Annotated in this window: 17 protein-coding genes and 5 tRNA genes; 1 reads left to right on the plus strand and 21 read right to left on the minus strand. The window is 32.7% G+C overall.

Annotation, left to right across the window (positions count from 1 at the left end):
- Nucleotides 1-23 precede the first annotated feature (23 nt).
- From rplJ to CW731_RS06645, 21 genes are all read right to left on the minus strand, one after another.
- Complete coding sequence (gene rplJ, locus CW731_RS06545; protein WP_100945965.1) at nt 24-542, minus strand: 50S ribosomal protein L10; 519 nt, start codon at nt 540-542, stop codon at nt 24-26.
- A 19-nt stretch (nt 543-561) separates the two neighbouring features.
- Nucleotides 562-1251: a 50S ribosomal protein L1 gene (gene rplA / locus CW731_RS06550; RefSeq protein WP_100945966.1), complete on the minus strand. Its 690-nt coding sequence runs from the start codon at nt 1249-1251 to the stop codon at nt 562-564.
- Nucleotides 1252-1271: 20 nt separating this feature from the next.
- Entirely contained in the window at nt 1272-1709 is a 438-nt protein-coding gene (gene rplK, locus CW731_RS06555) for a 50S ribosomal protein L11 (RefSeq protein ID WP_100945967.1), read from the minus strand.
- 75 nt (nt 1710-1784) lie between these two features.
- Complete coding sequence (gene nusG, locus CW731_RS06560) at nt 1785-2336, minus strand: transcription termination/antitermination protein NusG (RefSeq protein WP_100945968.1); 552 nt, start codon at nt 2334-2336, stop codon at nt 1785-1787.
- A 2-nt stretch (nt 2337-2338) separates the two neighbouring features.
- Nucleotides 2339-2536, minus strand: a complete 198-nt coding sequence (secE, locus tag CW731_RS06565; protein WP_100945969.1) for a preprotein translocase subunit SecE — start codon at nt 2534-2536, stop codon at nt 2339-2341.
- Between the two features lie 18 nt (nt 2537-2554).
- Nucleotides 2555-2626 (minus strand) — tRNA-Trp (locus CW731_RS06570).
- A 78-nt stretch (nt 2627-2704) separates the two neighbouring features.
- Entirely contained in the window at nt 2705-3892 is a 1188-nt protein-coding gene (gene tuf / locus CW731_RS06575) for an elongation factor Tu (RefSeq protein ID WP_100945970.1), read from the minus strand.
- A 57-nt stretch (nt 3893-3949) separates the two neighbouring features.
- A tRNA-Thr gene (locus tag CW731_RS06580) sits at nt 3950-4022 on the minus strand.
- A 14-nt stretch (nt 4023-4036) separates the two neighbouring features.
- Nucleotides 4037-4109, minus strand: a tRNA-Gly gene (locus tag CW731_RS06585).
- A 13-nt stretch (nt 4110-4122) separates the two neighbouring features.
- Nucleotides 4123-4204, minus strand: a tRNA-Tyr gene (locus CW731_RS06590).
- 54 nt (nt 4205-4258) lie between these two features.
- Nucleotides 4259-4332 (minus strand) — tRNA-Thr (locus CW731_RS06595).
- Between the two features lie 105 nt (nt 4333-4437).
- A complete protein-coding gene (gene raiA / locus CW731_RS06600) occupies nt 4438-4746 on the minus strand; it encodes a ribosome-associated translation inhibitor RaiA (protein WP_100945971.1) in 309 nt (102 codons plus the stop codon).
- A complete protein-coding gene (locus tag CW731_RS06605) occupies nt 4747-5655 on the minus strand; it encodes a tyrosine-type recombinase/integrase (protein WP_100945972.1) in 909 nt (302 codons plus the stop codon).
- 100 nt (nt 5656-5755) lie between these two features.
- Nucleotides 5756-5953, minus strand: a complete 198-nt coding sequence (gene rpsU, locus CW731_RS06610; RefSeq protein ID WP_036822200.1) for a 30S ribosomal protein S21 — start codon at nt 5951-5953, stop codon at nt 5756-5758.
- A 290-nt stretch (nt 5954-6243) separates the two neighbouring features.
- Nucleotides 6244-7410: an acyl-CoA dehydrogenase family protein gene (locus CW731_RS06615; protein WP_100945973.1), complete on the minus strand. Its 1167-nt coding sequence runs from the start codon at nt 7408-7410 to the stop codon at nt 6244-6246.
- A gap of 21 nt (nt 7411-7431) precedes the next feature.
- Nucleotides 7432-8325 (minus strand): helix-hairpin-helix domain-containing protein, encoded by an 894-nt coding sequence (locus CW731_RS06620; RefSeq protein ID WP_100945974.1) that lies wholly within the window; start codon nt 8323-8325, stop codon nt 7432-7434.
- A gap of 9 nt (nt 8326-8334) precedes the next feature.
- Nucleotides 8335-9927: a sodium:alanine symporter family protein gene (locus CW731_RS06625; protein WP_100945975.1), complete on the minus strand. Its 1593-nt coding sequence runs from the start codon at nt 9925-9927 to the stop codon at nt 8335-8337.
- A gap of 145 nt (nt 9928-10072) precedes the next feature.
- Nucleotides 10073-11683, minus strand: coding sequence for a sodium:alanine symporter family protein (locus CW731_RS06630; protein ID WP_100945976.1), 1611 nt, complete (start codon nt 11681-11683; stop codon nt 10073-10075).
- Between the two features lie 120 nt (nt 11684-11803).
- A complete protein-coding gene (locus CW731_RS06635; RefSeq protein ID WP_100945977.1) occupies nt 11804-12703 on the minus strand; it encodes an SDR family oxidoreductase in 900 nt (299 codons plus the stop codon).
- A 1-nt stretch (nt 12704) separates the two neighbouring features.
- A complete protein-coding gene (locus tag CW731_RS06640; protein ID WP_100945978.1) occupies nt 12705-13703 on the minus strand; it encodes a TrkA family potassium uptake protein in 999 nt (332 codons plus the stop codon).
- A 3-nt stretch (nt 13704-13706) separates the two neighbouring features.
- On the minus strand, nt 13707-13928 hold the full coding sequence (locus CW731_RS06645; RefSeq protein ID WP_100947646.1) for a PspC family transcriptional regulator: 222 nt from the start codon (nt 13926-13928) through the stop codon (nt 13707-13709).
- 168 nt (nt 13929-14096) lie between these two features.
- Between CW731_RS06645 and uvrA the strand changes: the two genes are divergently transcribed.
- Entirely contained in the window at nt 14097-16919 is a 2823-nt protein-coding gene (gene uvrA, locus CW731_RS06650; RefSeq protein WP_100945979.1) for an excinuclease ABC subunit UvrA, read from the plus strand.
- Nucleotides 16920-16955: the final 36 nt, after the last annotated feature.

Consider the following 16955-nt stretch of genomic DNA (forward strand, 5'->3'; position numbering starts at 1 on the left):
TTATAGTTTATTTGTGCGCGTAATTATTTCTCAGATAATGTTTTAACGATACCTGAAAGTATTTGTCCACCTGATTGTAATGCTGAAATAACATTCTTAGCAGGAGACTGTAATAATCCAATGATTTCTCCAATAAGTTCTTCTCTAGATTTAATATCTACTAAAGCATCTAATTGATCATCACCGATATAGATAGATTCTTCTGCAAATGCACCTTTTAATAAAGGCTTATTCTTAGATTTCTTTCTAAATTCTTTGATTAATTTCGCAGGTGCATTCGCAGCCTCAGAAATCATCATTGAAGTATTTCCTTTTAATACTGTTGGTAAGTCTCCAAAATCTTTATCTGAAGCTTCCATTGCTTTTGCAAGTAATGTATTCTTAACAACTGATAACTGAACATTAGCCTTAAAACAAGCTCTACGTAAATTAGAGGTCGTTTGTGCGTTTAATCCAGAAATATCTGCTAAATATAACGTATTTGTGTCTGCTAATACTGCTGTTAAATCTTGTATTACTTGTGATTTCTCTTCTCTAGTCATGATTATAAGTTTTAACGTATTAAACAGCTTTCACCTCAACCTCAATACTAGGACTCATAGTACTAGACATAAAAACGCTTTTCACATACGTTCCTTTTGCAGTTGTTGGTTTCAATTTAATAATTGTTTGTATTAACTCGTTTGCATTTTCTTCAATTTTCTTAGCATCAAAAGATACTTTACCAATTGCAGCATGAACGATACCAGTTTTGTCAACTTTAAAGTCAATTTTACCAGCTTTTACATCTTGTACAGCTTTTGCAACATCCATTGTTACAGTACCAGTTTTTGGATTTGGCATTAAACCTCTAGGACCTAAAATTCTTCCTAATGGTCCTAACTTACCCATTACACTCGGCATTGTAATAATAACATCTACATCTGTCCATCCTCCTTTAATCTTTTGAAGGTATTCATCTAATCCAACATAATCTGCACCTGCTGCTGTAGCTTCTGCTTCTTTATCTGGAGTTACTAATGCTAATACTTTTACATCTTTTCCAGTTCCGTGAGGTAATGTTACAACTCCACGAACCATTTGATTTGCTTTACGAGGATCTACTCCTAAACGTATTGCTAAATCTACTGATGCATCAAACTTTACATTAGTAATGTCTTTGACTAGCGCTGAAGCTGCTGCTAAATCATAAGATTTAGAGCTATCTACCTTTGCGTAAGCTTCTTTTTGCTTTTTTGTTAATTTTGCCATTTTACTACTTTTTATAAAGTTTATGCTGGTGCATCACCTTTTACTGTTAATCCCATAGAACGTGCTGTACCTGCAATCATACGCATTGCTGAAGAAATTTCAAAGGCATTTAAATCTACCATTTTATCTTCTGCAATCGCTTTAATTTGATCCCAAGTAACTGATGCTACTTTCTTTCTGTTTGGTTCTCCAGAACCTTTTTTAATTTTGGCCGCTTCTAGTAACTGAACTGCTGCAGGAGGAGTTTTTACAACAAAATCAAACGATTTGTCTTTATAAACAGTAATCGCAACAGGCAAAACTTTACCTTGTTTATCTTGCGTTCTTGCATTAAACTGTTTACAGAACTCCATAATGTTAACACCAGCAGCTCCTAAAGCGGGTCCAACCGGCGGCGATGGATTCGCTGCGCCTCCCCTTACTTGTAACTTAACTACTTTACTAACTTCTTTTGCCATTTTAAAAATGTTTAATGATTTGTTTTAATTTGGAAGCTAAAAACAAATCGATATCTATATATATTTGTGTAACAATTATATCTTTTCTACTTGCATATAACTTAATTCTAAAGGTGTCTTTCTTCCGAATATCTTCACCATTACTTCAAGTTTACGCTTTTCTTCATTTACTTTTTCTATTGTTCCGTCAAATCCATTAAAAGGACCATCAACAACTTTTACAGTTTCCCCAATATTAAAAGGAATTGCAATATTTTCATCTTGAACAGAAAGTTCATCAACCTTACCTAACATTCTATTCACTTCCGATTTACGCATAGGAACAGGCTCACCACCTTTGACTTCACCTAAAAAGCCAATAACTCCCGTAATCCCTTTAATTACGTGAGGTACTTCTCCTGAAAGATTAGCTTCCACCATAATATAACCAGGAAAATAAACTCTTTCTCTGTTTACCTTCTTTCCGTTTCTTATCTGAATAACTTTTTCTGTAGGTACAATAACTTGACTTACATAATCTGATAAACCAACACGTGATATTTCAGTTTCTATATAAGCTTTAACTTTATTTTCTTGTCCACCAATGGCTCTAACTACATACCATTTCATTACTGAATCAGCTGCCATTATTAGTTAGATTTAAACATTGAGAAAAAATTATCTAAACCTGTTTGAAAAACATAGTCTATACCAGCTACTGCTAATGCGAACAAGATAGTAAATACAGCTACAGTTACTGTTGTTTTTTGAGCATCTTCTTTTGAGATCCAAGTCATATGATTACTTAACTCATCAAAAGAATCTTTAATATATTGTATAAACTTCATTCTACTTGTATGTTTTTGCACGGGCGGAGAGATTCGAACTCCCGACAGCTGGTTTTGGAGACCAGTGCTCTACCGCTGAACTACGCCCGTTTCTTATTCATTGATAAAGGCGTTCCGTTAAAAACGGAACACCCTTAAAATTTATTTACTAATAAATTAATAATAATATTAATCTAATAATTCAGTTACCTGACCAGCTCCAACTGTTCTACCACCCTCACGGATTGCGAAACGTAAACCAATATTTAATGCAATTGGTTGAATTAAGTCTACAGTAATTGTTAAGTTATCTCCTGGCATTACCATTTCTACACCATCAGGCAAGTTAATTGTACCTGTTACATCTGTAGTTCTAACATAGAACTGTGGACGATAGTTGTTATGAAATGGAGTATGACGACCACCTTCTTCTTTCTTTAAAACATATACTTCTGCTTTAAATTTAGCGTGTGGTGTTACAGAACCTGGCTTACAGATTACCATACCTCTTTTTATATCTTCTTTAGCAATACCTCTTAACAAGATACCTGCATTATCTCCTGCTTCACCTCTATCTAAGATTTGACGGAACATTTCAATACCAGTAACAGTAGAAGTCATTTTCACAGCTCCCATACCAATAATATCAACAACATCACCTGTATTTGCAATACCAGTTTCGATACGACCTGTAGCAACAGTTCCACGACCGGTAATTGAAAACACATCTTCAACAGGCATTAAGAAATCTTTATCAACTTCTCTTAAAGGCTCTTCAATCCAAACATCAACTTGTGCCATCAATTCCAACACAGTATCAACCCATTTTTGTTCACCATTTAACGCTCCTAAAGCAGAACCTGAAACAACAGGACCATTATCTCCATCATAATCATAGAAAGACAACAATTCTCTTACTTCCATATCAACTAACTCAAGTAACTCCTCATCATCTACCATGTCAACTTTATTCAAGAAAACAACCATACGAGGAATACCTACCTGACGACCTAATAAAATATGCTCTCTAGTTTGAGGCATTGGACCATCTGTAGCAGCAACTACTAATATAGCACCATCCATTTGAGCAGCACCTGTTACCATATTTTTCACGTAATCCGCGTGACCTGGACAATCAACGTGAGCATAGTGACGATTTGCTGTTTGATATTCTACATGTGAAGTATTAATTGTAATACCTCTTTCTTTTTCTTCTGGTGCATTATCAATCTGATCAAATGATCTTGCTTCAGAAAAACCAGCATCAGCTAATACTTTAGTAATAGCCGCAGTTAATGTAGTCTTACCGTGATCTACGTGTCCGATTGTACCAATGTTTAAGTGTGGTTTCGAACGGTCAAAATTTGCTTTTGCCATGATTATTAATTTTAATTCTTAGTTTAAATATATTTAATGTGTAATAATACATAAATGAGCCAGCGATGGGACTTGAACCCACGACCTCATCCCTACCAAGGATGCGCTCTACCAACTGAGCTACACCGGCTTGTTGATATTTTGAGCGAAAGACCGGGTTCGAACCGGCGACATTCAGCTTGGAAGGCTGACGCTCTACCAACTGAGCTACTTTCGCGTTATGTAAATTGTGGGGAGAGCAGGATTCGAACCTGCGAAGACGTAGTCAACGGAGTTACAGTCCGTCCTCGTTGGCCGCTTGAGTATCTCCCCTTTAATTTACTATTTTAATGAACTTAAAGCTACCTTCGTAACTTATTTTTTTTGAGCCGATGGAGGGACTCGAACCCACGACCTGCTGATTACAAATCAGCTGCTCTAGCCAGCTGAGCTACATCGGCTTTTGATGTTAAAAAACAACCCGCTATTTCTAACGGATTGCAAATATATAAAGTTTTCTCGTATTTCAAAACTTATTTATAATATTTTTTTGTTTTTTTCTTGTTTTATGAAATTTGAGCATCTCTTTGCTTCTCTTTAGATCTCTTTAATTGTCTTTTTAAATTATCAACAGCAGCGTTTACGCCTTCTTCGAAGGTTTTTGTTTCTCTTTTTACGATCAATTCACTTCCAGGGATATTTATTTTTATTTCTGTGATTTTATTTTCTTTATCACTTGTATTTTGAACTTTTAAAAAAATCTCTGCATTTACGATCTTATCATGGAACTTTGTTAATGTCGAAACTTTAGTTTCTACAAATTCAATTAATTCGTTATCTGCGTTAAAATTTACTGATTGCGTGAATACTTTCATTTAGTCGTTTTTTTTATTGCTTCTAGGGTGAGCCTGATTATACACTTTTTTTATTGCATCAAGACTATTATGCGTATAGACTTGTGTGGAAGCTAAAGAAGAATGCCCTAGCAACTCTTTAACTGAATTTAAATCTGCTCCTTCATTTAAAAGGTGTGTTGCAAAAGAGTGCCTTAAAATATGAGGACTCTTTTTTACCTTTGAAGAGACCTGACTAAAGTAAGAATTTATAATTCTGTACACAAGTGTTTCATATAGTTTATTTCCTTTTGAAGTAATTAAAAGAAATTCTGAATTAAATCTATTTTTCGATTTTAACTCTACATACTTATTTAAAGTTTCTAATACAGAAGTAAGTATTGGTACAAAGCGCTCCTTATTTCTTTTCCCTAAAACTTTAATGGTCTTTTCCGAAATATTTACCTCCGCTTCTTTTATATTTATTAATTCTGTTCTTCGGATGCCAGTTGAATACAAAAGTTCTACTATTAACTTATTTCTAATAGCATCAAAATTTTCTTCTTCATCTATGTTTTGTATTACAGTATTAATTTCTCTAGAAGTAAAAGGGACTTGCACTTTCTTAGCTACTTTTAATGCTTTATGCTTAGAAAGCGGATTGTTCTCTATCTGTTCTGACTTCTGAAGATATTTGTAAAACGATTTTAATGAACTAACTTTTCTATTGATGCTATTGTTTGAAATATGAGTGTCAACCAAGCTAACAACCCAACTTCTTACTTGTGCATAATTTACTTCAATTAAATTCTCTTGATCATATGTAACCTCACAAAAATCTTTAAAAGCAACTAAATCTGTTTTATACGCTGTAATTGTATGTTTAGAATAACTTTTCTCTAAAAAAAGATATTCTAAAAATGATGTTATGTAGCTGTTCTCTTTTAACAATTCGTCTTCTTTGTATCAAAGTTACTAAAATTAAATGCAAAAAAAATCTCGTAACACAAAATTGTGTTACGAGATTTATACTCTAAAAAATAAGTTATTTCTAACCTACTTCTTCTTGTGTTCTTAATCTCTGAACGTAAGAAGCTTTAATTCTCTGAGCTCTATTAGCTACAGAAGGTTTTGTAAAGTTCTTTCTAGCACGCAAGTTCTTCATCGTTTTTGTACGATCGAATTTTCTCTTGTAACGCTTTAAAGCTCTATCGATATTCTCTCCTTCTTTAATTGGTATAATTAACATAAGTTGGCACCTCCCTTCATAGTATCTTTATATTTTGAATAGTAACTAAACTATTGGTTTATTTTTTGGACTGCAAATGTAATTACAAATTCTGAAATGACAATTACCTAAATTGAATTATTTTTCAGATATAGGTTTGCGTTAGTGATTGAACGGTTTGTTTAAGCTCTTTTGTTTTGATAAAAACAAAAAGCGAGTAGTGAAAGCACGACCTTTAGGTAACGCTCTAAAAATATTTAATTCTCAAAAATAAATAAACGCTACTACTTTAAAACTTTTCTAACCTAAAACTACGTTGCTGGCTTGTATTCTTTATTATCAATTATCATTTTTGCAATAATTTCCTTTAAAATCTCTGAAGTTCCACCACCAATTGGTCCTAATCTACTATCTCTTAATAAACGCGCCATCGGATACTCTTCCATATAACCATAACCGCCTAATAGTTGAAGTGCGTCATAAATAACTTCGTCTGCCATTTTTGTAGATAATAACTTAGACATACTTGCTTCTTTAACTACATAAGAACCTTGGTCTAACCTCTTCGTGATTGAGTAATTATACTCTTTACACATATCTACTTTACTAGCCATTTCTGCAATTTTATGTCTTAAAACTTGAAACTTGTCTAAAGATTTACCAAAAGCAACTCTTTCTTGCATGTAACCTATAGCATACTCTACTGCAAATTCTGCTCTTGCGTGTGCATTAACACCCATAATTAAGCGCTCTAAGGCAAAGTGCTGCATAATATAAGGAAAACCTTTTCCTTCTTCTCCCATTAAACTTTCTAATGGAATTTCTACATTATCGAAAGCTAATTCTGCAGTATCTGAAGCACGCCAACCTAATTTATCTAATTTGGTTGCTGAGATTCCTGGAGTCTCTCTGTCTACAACAAAAATACTGATTCCTTTATACTTGTCTGAAGGATCTGTTTTTGCTGCAACGATTAAATAATCTGAATAAACCCCATTTGTAATAAACGTTTTAGAGCCATTTAAAATGTATTTATCTCCATCTTTTATTGCTGTAGAACGCATTCCTGCAACATCACTTCCCCCGAAAGGTTCTGTAATACAAAGACACCCTATTTTTTCTCCTGCTACACTTGGCACCAAGTATTTTTGTTTGATAAACTCTGTCCCTTCTTTATTTAAATGCGTCATAGCTAGAAATTCGTGCGCCCACATTGCTGCCGCAAATCCGCCAGAATTTATTTTCTGTAATTCTTCTAAAAAGATTACCGTGTAAAATAAATCTAAATCTAAACCTCCGTACTCTTCTGGTGTACAAAGTCCGAAATAACCCATTTCGCCAAATTTACTCCAAATAAATCTTTCAATGGTTCCTGTTTTTTCCCATTTATCTATATAAGGAACTACTTCTTTTTGTAAAAAATCTTTGAAACTAGCACGAAAAGCCTCGTGCTCTTCAGTAAAGTACATACTGTTCATCTGGTACGGAATTTGAGTTATTTATTCAGCGACCAAATATAAGACTATTCTATCATACAAATTCAAAGGAAAACCACTGATCTTTTTTAATTCTGAAATTTCTTGTAGTTCAGCCACTTCATCTCTATATTCAAAAATCATTTTACATAATTCGTAATCTATGTAAGGGTTTTTAAGTAATTCTCTGAAAGTAACCGTATTTACATTCTTTTTTTGAATATTTGGCAATTTAGTTATCTTAAAAATAGCGCCCACTCTGTCTGCTATTTCCTTCTCTAAACCCCAAACTTCATACAGTTGATTTTCAATGGAAAAACCTTGTAATTTAGAACGATACTTAATAATTCTTTCAGAAAGTTTTTCTCCAATTCCAGATATTGTCTTTAAATCTTCTAAAGTTGCTTTATTAATATCTGTAGTTGATAATTTATGCTTTGGTTTTTTAGAATAAAAGCTATTATTAATAGATGTTGGTGAATTGGTGTTCTGATTTCTTTTTGTAATCCAATCTGGAAATTTAAAATAGGGAGAAATTTTGTTTAAAAGTGAATCTGAAATAGTAGTCACTTTCTGAAATTCTTTTTTTGAATTGACAAACTTCCCTGCTTTTCTAAATATTAAAAGTCTATCTATTTCATCTAAAGACATACCTAATTGCGCTCCTTTATAATCTGTAATGTAATTAGGATTGAAAGGGTAAATTTTAGACCTCTTATTTTTTATACTTAGAACTTTTAAACAATCGATTTGTTTGTGAAACGCTAAATTTCTTGGGGATTCTAAATTTACATTTTCTTCAGGAGAGAAATTTACAAACACTATAACAACTTGAAATATAGTAATGCTTATTGCTAAAAGAAAAACCCCATTTCTTTGGCTTTTATTGTACCAGAAATGGGGTTTAAATATGTTCATATAGAAGTTTTAAGCTTTGTCTGCCTTAATAGCACTCATATATTTTTTTAATTCTTCTTTCACTTTTGGCGCTAACAATATAAGACCAATCATGTTCGGAACCATCATTGCAAAAACCATGGCATCTGAGAAGCCAATAACAGAACCTAAACTTGCTGCTGCACCAATGACTACAAATACACAGAAAATTACTTTGTATACATACTCCATTTTTTTAGATCTACCAAATAAATAAGCCCAACCTTGAAAACCGTAGTAAGACCAAGATATCATAGAACTAAAGGCAAATAAAACAACAGCAACAGTTAAGACGTAAGGAAACCAAGAAATTGCAGATTCAAATGCACCTGAGGTTAATAAGATAGCTTGAGCTTCATTTAAAGACCCATTTTCTGCGGCAACATTTCCAGTAATAATTAAGACCAAAGCGGTCATTGTACAAACCACAACTGTATCTATAAATGGTTCTAATAAAGCAACCATACCTTCACTTGCTGCATATTTTGTTTTTACTGCAGAGTGCGCAATAGATGCAGAACCAATACCTGCTTCATTTGAAAAAGCTGCCCTTCTAAATCCTTGTACTAAAACTCCTACTGCTCCACCGGCTACTCCTTCTGGGCTAAATGCACCATTAAATATTTGCATGAATGCATCACCAATCATAGCATAGTTTGAAAAAATAACAAATAAAGAAGCTGCTACATAGATAGCTACCATAAATGGAACAATTTTATCAGTTACTTTTGCTATTTTTTTAATTCCACCGATAATTACAATACCAACTAAAACAGCCATTATCAAACCAAATAACCATCCTTTACCATGTAAAACAGAAACTCCACCTACTGGTGTCGTAATATTTTCTACTAACTGAAATGCTTGGTTTACTTGAAACATGTTTCCACCACCAAAAGAACCTCCAATTACAAAAATTGCAAATAATGCTGCTAATATTTTTCCTAGTTTCTTATTTTTTAACCCTTTTGTAAGATAATACATCGGACCTCCATAAACCGTTCCGTCAGATTCAATATCTCTATACTTTACTCCTAATGTACATTCTACAAATTTTGATGCCATTCCTAAGAAACCAGCAACAATCATCCAGAAAGTAGCACCCGCACCACCAATTGAAACAGCAATTGCAACACCTGCAATATTACCCAAACCTACTGTTGCAGACAAAGCTGCTGTTAGAGCCTGAAAATGTGTAACTTCCCCATCATGCCCCTCTATTCTTATTGTGTCTGGATTATCTTCTTCATCTGTAAATTTAGATTTTTCTATTACGACATTATGATCTACCCTATTTTCTAACTCATCATACTTACCTCTAACAATATTTATTGAAGTAAAAAACCCCCTAAAGTTTATAAAATTAAAATAAAACGTAAAGTACAATGCACCTAAAATTAAAGGGAATAAAACCCAATAAATACTAACTGTATCTGAGAAAGGAATCTGATAAAAAATGATATCTACAAACCAACCTGTTGCATTTCCAAATGCTTCGTCAATTTGCTTATCTAGACCTTTTTCTTGTGCAAATGTAAAAAAGGGCATTGCTAAAAATAACAACGAAAGAAGTTTTTTATTCATAATATATTTTGATTAATTTAAAATTAGTAATGCGCAATATCATAAAAAAAAATTAAAAATTACAAATTACGTCAAAAAAAAACCTATTTTTTTTGCCTTTTAGTTGGCTAAAAATAGGTTTTTTGAAAATTATTTTTTATTAAATCTACTTTTTTATTTTATGATCAATTGCTTTTAGATAGCGCGCCAGTTCAACTTTAACCTTTGGAGCTAATAGGAGTAAACCTATAATATTAGGAAACACCATAGCGAATATCATAGCATCGGAAAACTCGATTACAGAACCTAAAGTAGAAGATGCTCCAATTACAACAAAAATTAAAAATAATACTTTATAAGTAATGTCTGCTATTCTACCTTTTCCAAATAAATAAGTCCAACCCTGTATTCCATAATAAGACCAAGAAAGCATTGATGAAAAAGCAAATAAAATTACTGCTATGGTTAGTAAAATAGAAAAATTTGGAATTGCAGAATCAAAAGCAACTGACGTTAGGTCTACACCATTTATAGGTTGGTTCGTTGCGTTTAGTAGTACATTACTCTTTGAATCTAAATTACCATAGGTAAATAAATTACTCTTTAAATTGGTTACTACAATTACCAAAGCAGTCATTGAGCAAATGATTACAGTATCTACAAACGGCCCTATTGAAGCTACAATTCCTTCACTTGCTGGAAACTTCGTTTTAACAGCTGCATGTGCAATAGATGCTGACCCAACACCTGCCTCATTTGAAAAAGCGGCTCTTTGAAAACCAACAATCATCACTCCTATTAAACCTCCTACTATTGAGGTTTCGTTAAAGGCGCCATCCCATATCTGTCCCATAGCTTCAGGGATTATTGAAAAATTCATGGCAAGTATAATTAAAGAAGCACCTACAAACATAATTGCCATAAATGGTACTATCTTTTCCGTTACTTGCCCAATTCTTTTAATTCCTCCAATAATTACTATCCCAACTAGTACAGCCATTACAATTCCGAATATAAACCCAGATTCAATTTCAAATAGTTGTTTAAATTGTGCAGCAGCTTGGTTTGCCTGGAACATGTTTCCCCCTCCAAAAGAACCTCCAATTACAAAGACCGCATATAAACCAGCTAAAACTTTCCCTAGTCCTGCTAAATTCTTTTCTTTTAATCCTTTTTTCAAGTAATACATTGGGCCTCCGTATATCTTACCATCCTCACCAACTTCTCTATACTTAACACCTAAAGTAGCTTCTACTAATTTTGTAGACATCCCTAAAAACCCAGCTAAAATCATCCATACAGTAGCTCCTGGACCTCCAATTGCAATTGCAACTGCAACCCCTGCAATGTTTCCTAACCCTACTGTTGCTGATAGTGCAGCAGTTAAAGCTTGAAAATGCGTAACTTCTCCTACAACCCCTTCAGCTTGAGGGCTTTCAAAAACATCTCCTCCTGGTGTAGGATCTCCTGCAGCTTCATCAACTGAATGATGATCAATAGCGTCATATTTACCATTTGTAGCTCTAATCGCAACACCTAATAAAGTTATATTAGAAAACTTGAAATATAATGTGAAAAAGAAAGCCCCAGATAACAGAAGAATAACTACAATTGGAACGTCTATACCAGCAATAGAAATTGGATAAAAAACGACTTCACTTACAGCATCGGCAAAAGGCTTAAATTTCTCTTCTATTTCTTGATCTATTGTTAATTCTTGTGCAAAAGATAGCATTGGAAATGCTAACAAAAGCACTGTAATAATTTTTTTATACATAATAAATTTTTGAGTTAGTTGCTATTAAGTAAAATGCAAGATGATGTAAAAAGGCTCTTTTAGCAAATTTTTAGCGTTAAATATCCAATTTACACCCTTAAACATAACTCTAAAGTAATATTAAGGTAACGTTTCTTTAAACCTTAGTAAATCTTCTTTAAATGATTTTGGATAAAATTCTAACTCTTTATTCGTTTTTGTTAAGTCGAAACCAGTTTTTGCTGGTCTTGGTGCAGTTTGATTTAAAGTTGCTGTCGAAATTGGTTTTATATGGCTTTTATCTAACTGAAAAACCTCTGCAATTTGTACTGCAATTTCATAAATACTTAGTAGTTTATTAGAGGAGATATTAAAGGTTCCTGTTGCTTTTTTGTCTATAGAAATTTTACAAGAAAGCGCCAAATCTTCAACATACGTTGGCATTCTAAATTGGTCATCTACAATTGTAATCTCTTTATTTTGCTCTAGCATTTGCTTCACCCAAAAAACAATATTACTTCTACTCTTGTCAAAAACTTTACCAAAAACTAAAATTGTTCTTAGAATTGTAAAATCAATTTTCGAGCTTGTTAAAATAGTTTCAGATTTCAATTTTGACAAGCCATAATAGCTTAAAGGGTTTGGTGTATCTGTTTCTTTATAATAGCCTTTTTCTCCATCAAAAATAAAATCTGTAGAAAGATGAATTATGTGTGAATTAATCTCTTCGGAAATTGTTACCAGTGTTTTTACAACATCTACATTTAAAGAGTCACATTCTTGTTTATTATTCTCACAAGCATCAACATTTGTCATTGCTGCTGTATTTACAATAAAGTCTGGTTTAATCTTTAAAATTTCTTCTTTCAACAAAACTTCATCCGTAACATCAATAGAAGTGTACTCAAAATCTTCTCTTCCGCTTCTATTAATTCCTCTAGAAAAACCATAAACCTTATACTTTTCTTTTTCTTGAAGTAATAAGTTTAATAAAGACTGCCCTAACAAACCGTTACTTCCTGTAATAATTATTTTGCTCATACTAAAATATTTCTCTTAGCTTTATAATTTGTTCCGGTCTTCCTAAAATAATTAATTGAGAATCTGCAACCAATTTTATATCTGCTTCTGGGTTAATAATATAATCTTTATCTGGATTTCGAAAACCAATGACTGTACAACCTGTCTGTCTTCTTAAATCTAAATCTAAGATAGTTTTATTAATATATTTTTTAGGTAAATCATTTACCGATACTTCCTCTAAATTTGCTGTAGTTTCACCTTCTATTGTTAATCGATCTACAAATTCGATAACATCTGGCGTTGTTACTAAAGACGCCATATGATCTCCCCCTAATTTATCTGGCATAATGACATTGCTTGCGCCTGCAAACTTTAATTTTTTATAAGAAGATTCATTTGCCGCTCTACTTATTATAACACAATCTTTATTTAATTGACTTGCTGTTAAAACCACAAAAAGATTATCTGCATCTGAAGGTAAAGCTGTAATTAAGAATGCTGCCTTTTCAATTCCTGCTTTTTGCAACGTTTCATCTAATGTTGCATCTCCATAAATATTTAAAATTCCCTGAGTATCTAAAACATCAGTCATTTCTTTTTTTTGTTCAACTACTACAAACTTTTTATTGTAGTTACCAAGTTTTAAAATTGCTTGTTTACCATTTCTACCATAACCACAAACAATGGTATGTCCTTTTAAATGTCTTATTTGTTTCTCCACTTTTCTGTGTTTAAAATGTTCAAATAACTTACCACTTACCAAGTATTCTGAAAACGCCGAAACTGCGTACCCAAATATTGTTATACTTGTTAGAATTAGAAATATTGTAAATACTTTTTCTTCTGGAGAAAAAGGCTGAAGCTCTCCAAAACCAACGGTTGTAACTGTAATTACAGTCATATAAAGCGCATCTACAAAATTGTAGTTAGAAAGCCACATGTAACCAATAATTCCAATAGCTAAAATGGAAATTACCAAAAAAGCAATTTTCTCTATTTTCGATTTTATAATAATCATATTTTATAAATCGAAAACCGAACTTCTTTTGGTGTAAATCATATCTTTTAATTTTAATAAAAAAGCCATGGTTAAATACAAACCAAATGACAAGCCAACGGTAAAAAAAGTTACATAAATAAAGAATAAGCGCACATTTACTGCTCTCATTCCTAACCTATCTGCAAACCTAGAGAAAACCCCAAAACCATTTCTTTCAAAAAAATGGCGTATATTATCTATCATTTTTACTAAAATATACTGCAAGATACTATTTTATCTGTTTTTTATACAAAATCTAAGCTTCGTTTTTAAAGGAAAGGTAGTTTAAAACTAATATTAAAGGCTCTTAAAAACCTACTTACATTAAATTAGTAATGATTAACTTTGCATTTTCCGATAAAATAGGCACGTTTGAAAGACCAAGAATATATAGAAGTTTACGGGGCAAGAGCTCATAATTTAAAAAACATTGATGTTAAAATTCCTCGCGAAAAGCTAGTTGTAATAACAGGTTTAAGCGGAAGCGGAAAATCTTCCTTAGCTTTTGATACCATTTATGCAGAAGGACAAAGACGTTATATAGAAACATTTTCGGCCTATGCAAGACAGTTTTTAGGAGGGTTAGAAAGACCAGATGTAGATAAAATTGATGGGCTTTCTCCAGTAATCTCCATTGAACAAAAAACAACAAATAAAAGTCCGCGTTCTACTGTAGGAACCATCACAGAAATTTACGATTTTTTAAGATTACTTTTTGCAAGAGCTGCAGACGCATACTCTTACAACACCGATCAAAAAATGGTGAGTTATTCTGATGAACAAATTAAAGATTTGATTCTAAAGGATTTTGATGGTAAGAAGATAGCCGTTTTAGCACCTTTAATTAAATCTAGAAAAGGACATTACAGAGAGCTTTTTGAACAAATTTCTAAACAAGGGTTTTTAAGGGTTCGAGTGGATGGCAAGATTCAAGAGATTGAAAAAGGCATGAAACTAGATCGTTACAAAAACCATGATATTGAGGTTGTAATCGATCGATTGGCTGTAAATAAAACAGTCGAAAAACGTTTAGAAGAAACGATAAAAACAGCACTATATTCTGGAAATAATATTTTAATGGTGATTGCTATTGATGACAACAATCCTAGATATTTTAGTAGAGAATTAATGTGTCCAACAACAGGTATTGCATATCCGAACCCTGAGCCAAATACGTTTTCTTTCAACTCACCAAAAGGAGCTTGTGATTCTTGTAACGGATTAGGAATTACGAATGAAATTAACTTAAAAAAAGTAATTCCAGATGATAGTATTTCTATTAAAAATGGTGGAATTATTCCTTTAGGTGAACAAAAAAGCAGTTGGATTTTTAAACAAATTCAGAATATTGCAGAACGTTATAAATTCAAATTAACAGATGCCATTAAAGACATTCCAAAAGAAGCATTAGAAATCATTTTACATGGTGGAAATGAGTCTTTTGAAATCGAATCGAAAACTGTTGGTGTTACTAGAAATTACAAAATAGACTTCGAAGGAATTGTTGCTTTTATTAATAGCCAATACAACAATGCAGAAAGCACAACTATAAAACGTTGGGCAAAAGGTTTTATGGATGAAGTTACTTGCTCATCTTGCCACGGAAAAAGATTAAAAAAAGAAGCACTTCATTTTAAAATTACAGATAAAAGCATCAGCGATTTGGTACAAATGGATGTAACTGAATTGGCAAAATGGTTTAAAAACGTTGAGAAAGATTTATCAAAAAAACAGCTAATCATTGCTTCAGAAATATTAAAAGAAATACGCACTAGAATACAGTTTTTAGTAGATGTTGGCTTAGATTATTTAACATTAGACAGAACCTCTAAATCCCTTTCTGGTGGTGAAGCACAAAGAATTCGTTTGGCAACACAAATTGGTTCTCAGCTAGTAGGTGTTTTATATATTTTAGATGAACCAAGTATTGGGTTGCACCAACGAGACAATGAGAAACTAATAGATTCTTTAGTAAAACTAAGAGATATTGGTAATTCTGTTTTGGTTGTAGAACATGACCAAGACATGATTGAAAAAGCAGATTTTGTTTTTGATATTGGTCCGGGTGCCGGAAAACATGGTGGAGAAATTGTTTCTGCAGGAACTTTTGCAGAACTTAAAAAGCAAAATACATTAACTGCAGATTACATTACTGGCAGAAAAAAAATTGAAGTCCCAGAAAAAAGGCGTGAAGGAAATGGAAAAACCATTAAACTTTTTGGTGCTAGCGGAAATAATTTAAAAAATGTTACCGTAGAATTTCCTTTAGGAAAAATGATTTGTGTTACAGGAGTTTCTGGAAGTGGAAAATCTACTTTAATTAATGAAACTTTATATCCTATTTTAAACGCACACATTTATAGAGGTGTTAAAAAGCCGATGCCTTACAAGAAAATTGAAGGCCTAGAACATGTAGATAAAGTAATAGATATCGATCAATCGCCAATTGGAAGAACACCTCGCTCTAACCCTGCAACGTACACCAAAACGTTTGATGAAATTAGAAGCTTGTTTGCAAAAACTGCAGAAGCTGCAATTCGCGGCTATAAACCAGGACGTTTTTCTTTTAATGTAAAAGGAGGACGCTGTGAAACTTGTCAAGGCGGTGGCGTTAGAGTAATAGAAATGAACTTTTTACCAGATGTGCAAGTAGAGTGTGAAACTTGCCAGGGAAAACGTTTCAACAGAGAAACCTTAGAGATTCGGTATAAAGGAAAGTCGATTTCTGATGTTTTGAATATGACCATTGAAGATGCTACAGATTTCTTTATAAAGATTCCTAAAATACATCGAAAATTAAAGACTATTAAAGATGTTGGTTTAGGCTATATTACGCTAGGGCAACAATCGACTACTCTTTCTGGTGGTGAAGCACAAAGAATTAAATTAGCTGCCGAATTATCTAAAAGAGATACAGGTAATACTTTTTATATTTTAGATGAGCCTACTACTGGTTTGCATTTTGAAGATATACGAGTTTTAATGGACGTTTTAAATAAATTAGCAGACAAAGGAAATACAGTTCTTATTATAGAACACAATTTAGATGTTGTAAAATTGGCCGATTATGTAATTGATGTTGGTATGGAAGGCGGAAAAAAAGGTGGAAAAATATTAGTTACAGGAACCCCAGAAGAAGTTGCGAAACATAAAAAAAGTTATACTGCTAAGTTTTTGAAAAAATTACTATTTTAGCAAGCTTTTCTTTTTTTAAAGTAAAGTATTAAGAAA

The sequence above is a fragment of the Polaribacter sp. ALD11 genome (assembly GCF_002831685.1).
Taxonomy (GTDB): domain Bacteria; phylum Bacteroidota; class Bacteroidia; order Flavobacteriales; family Flavobacteriaceae; genus Polaribacter.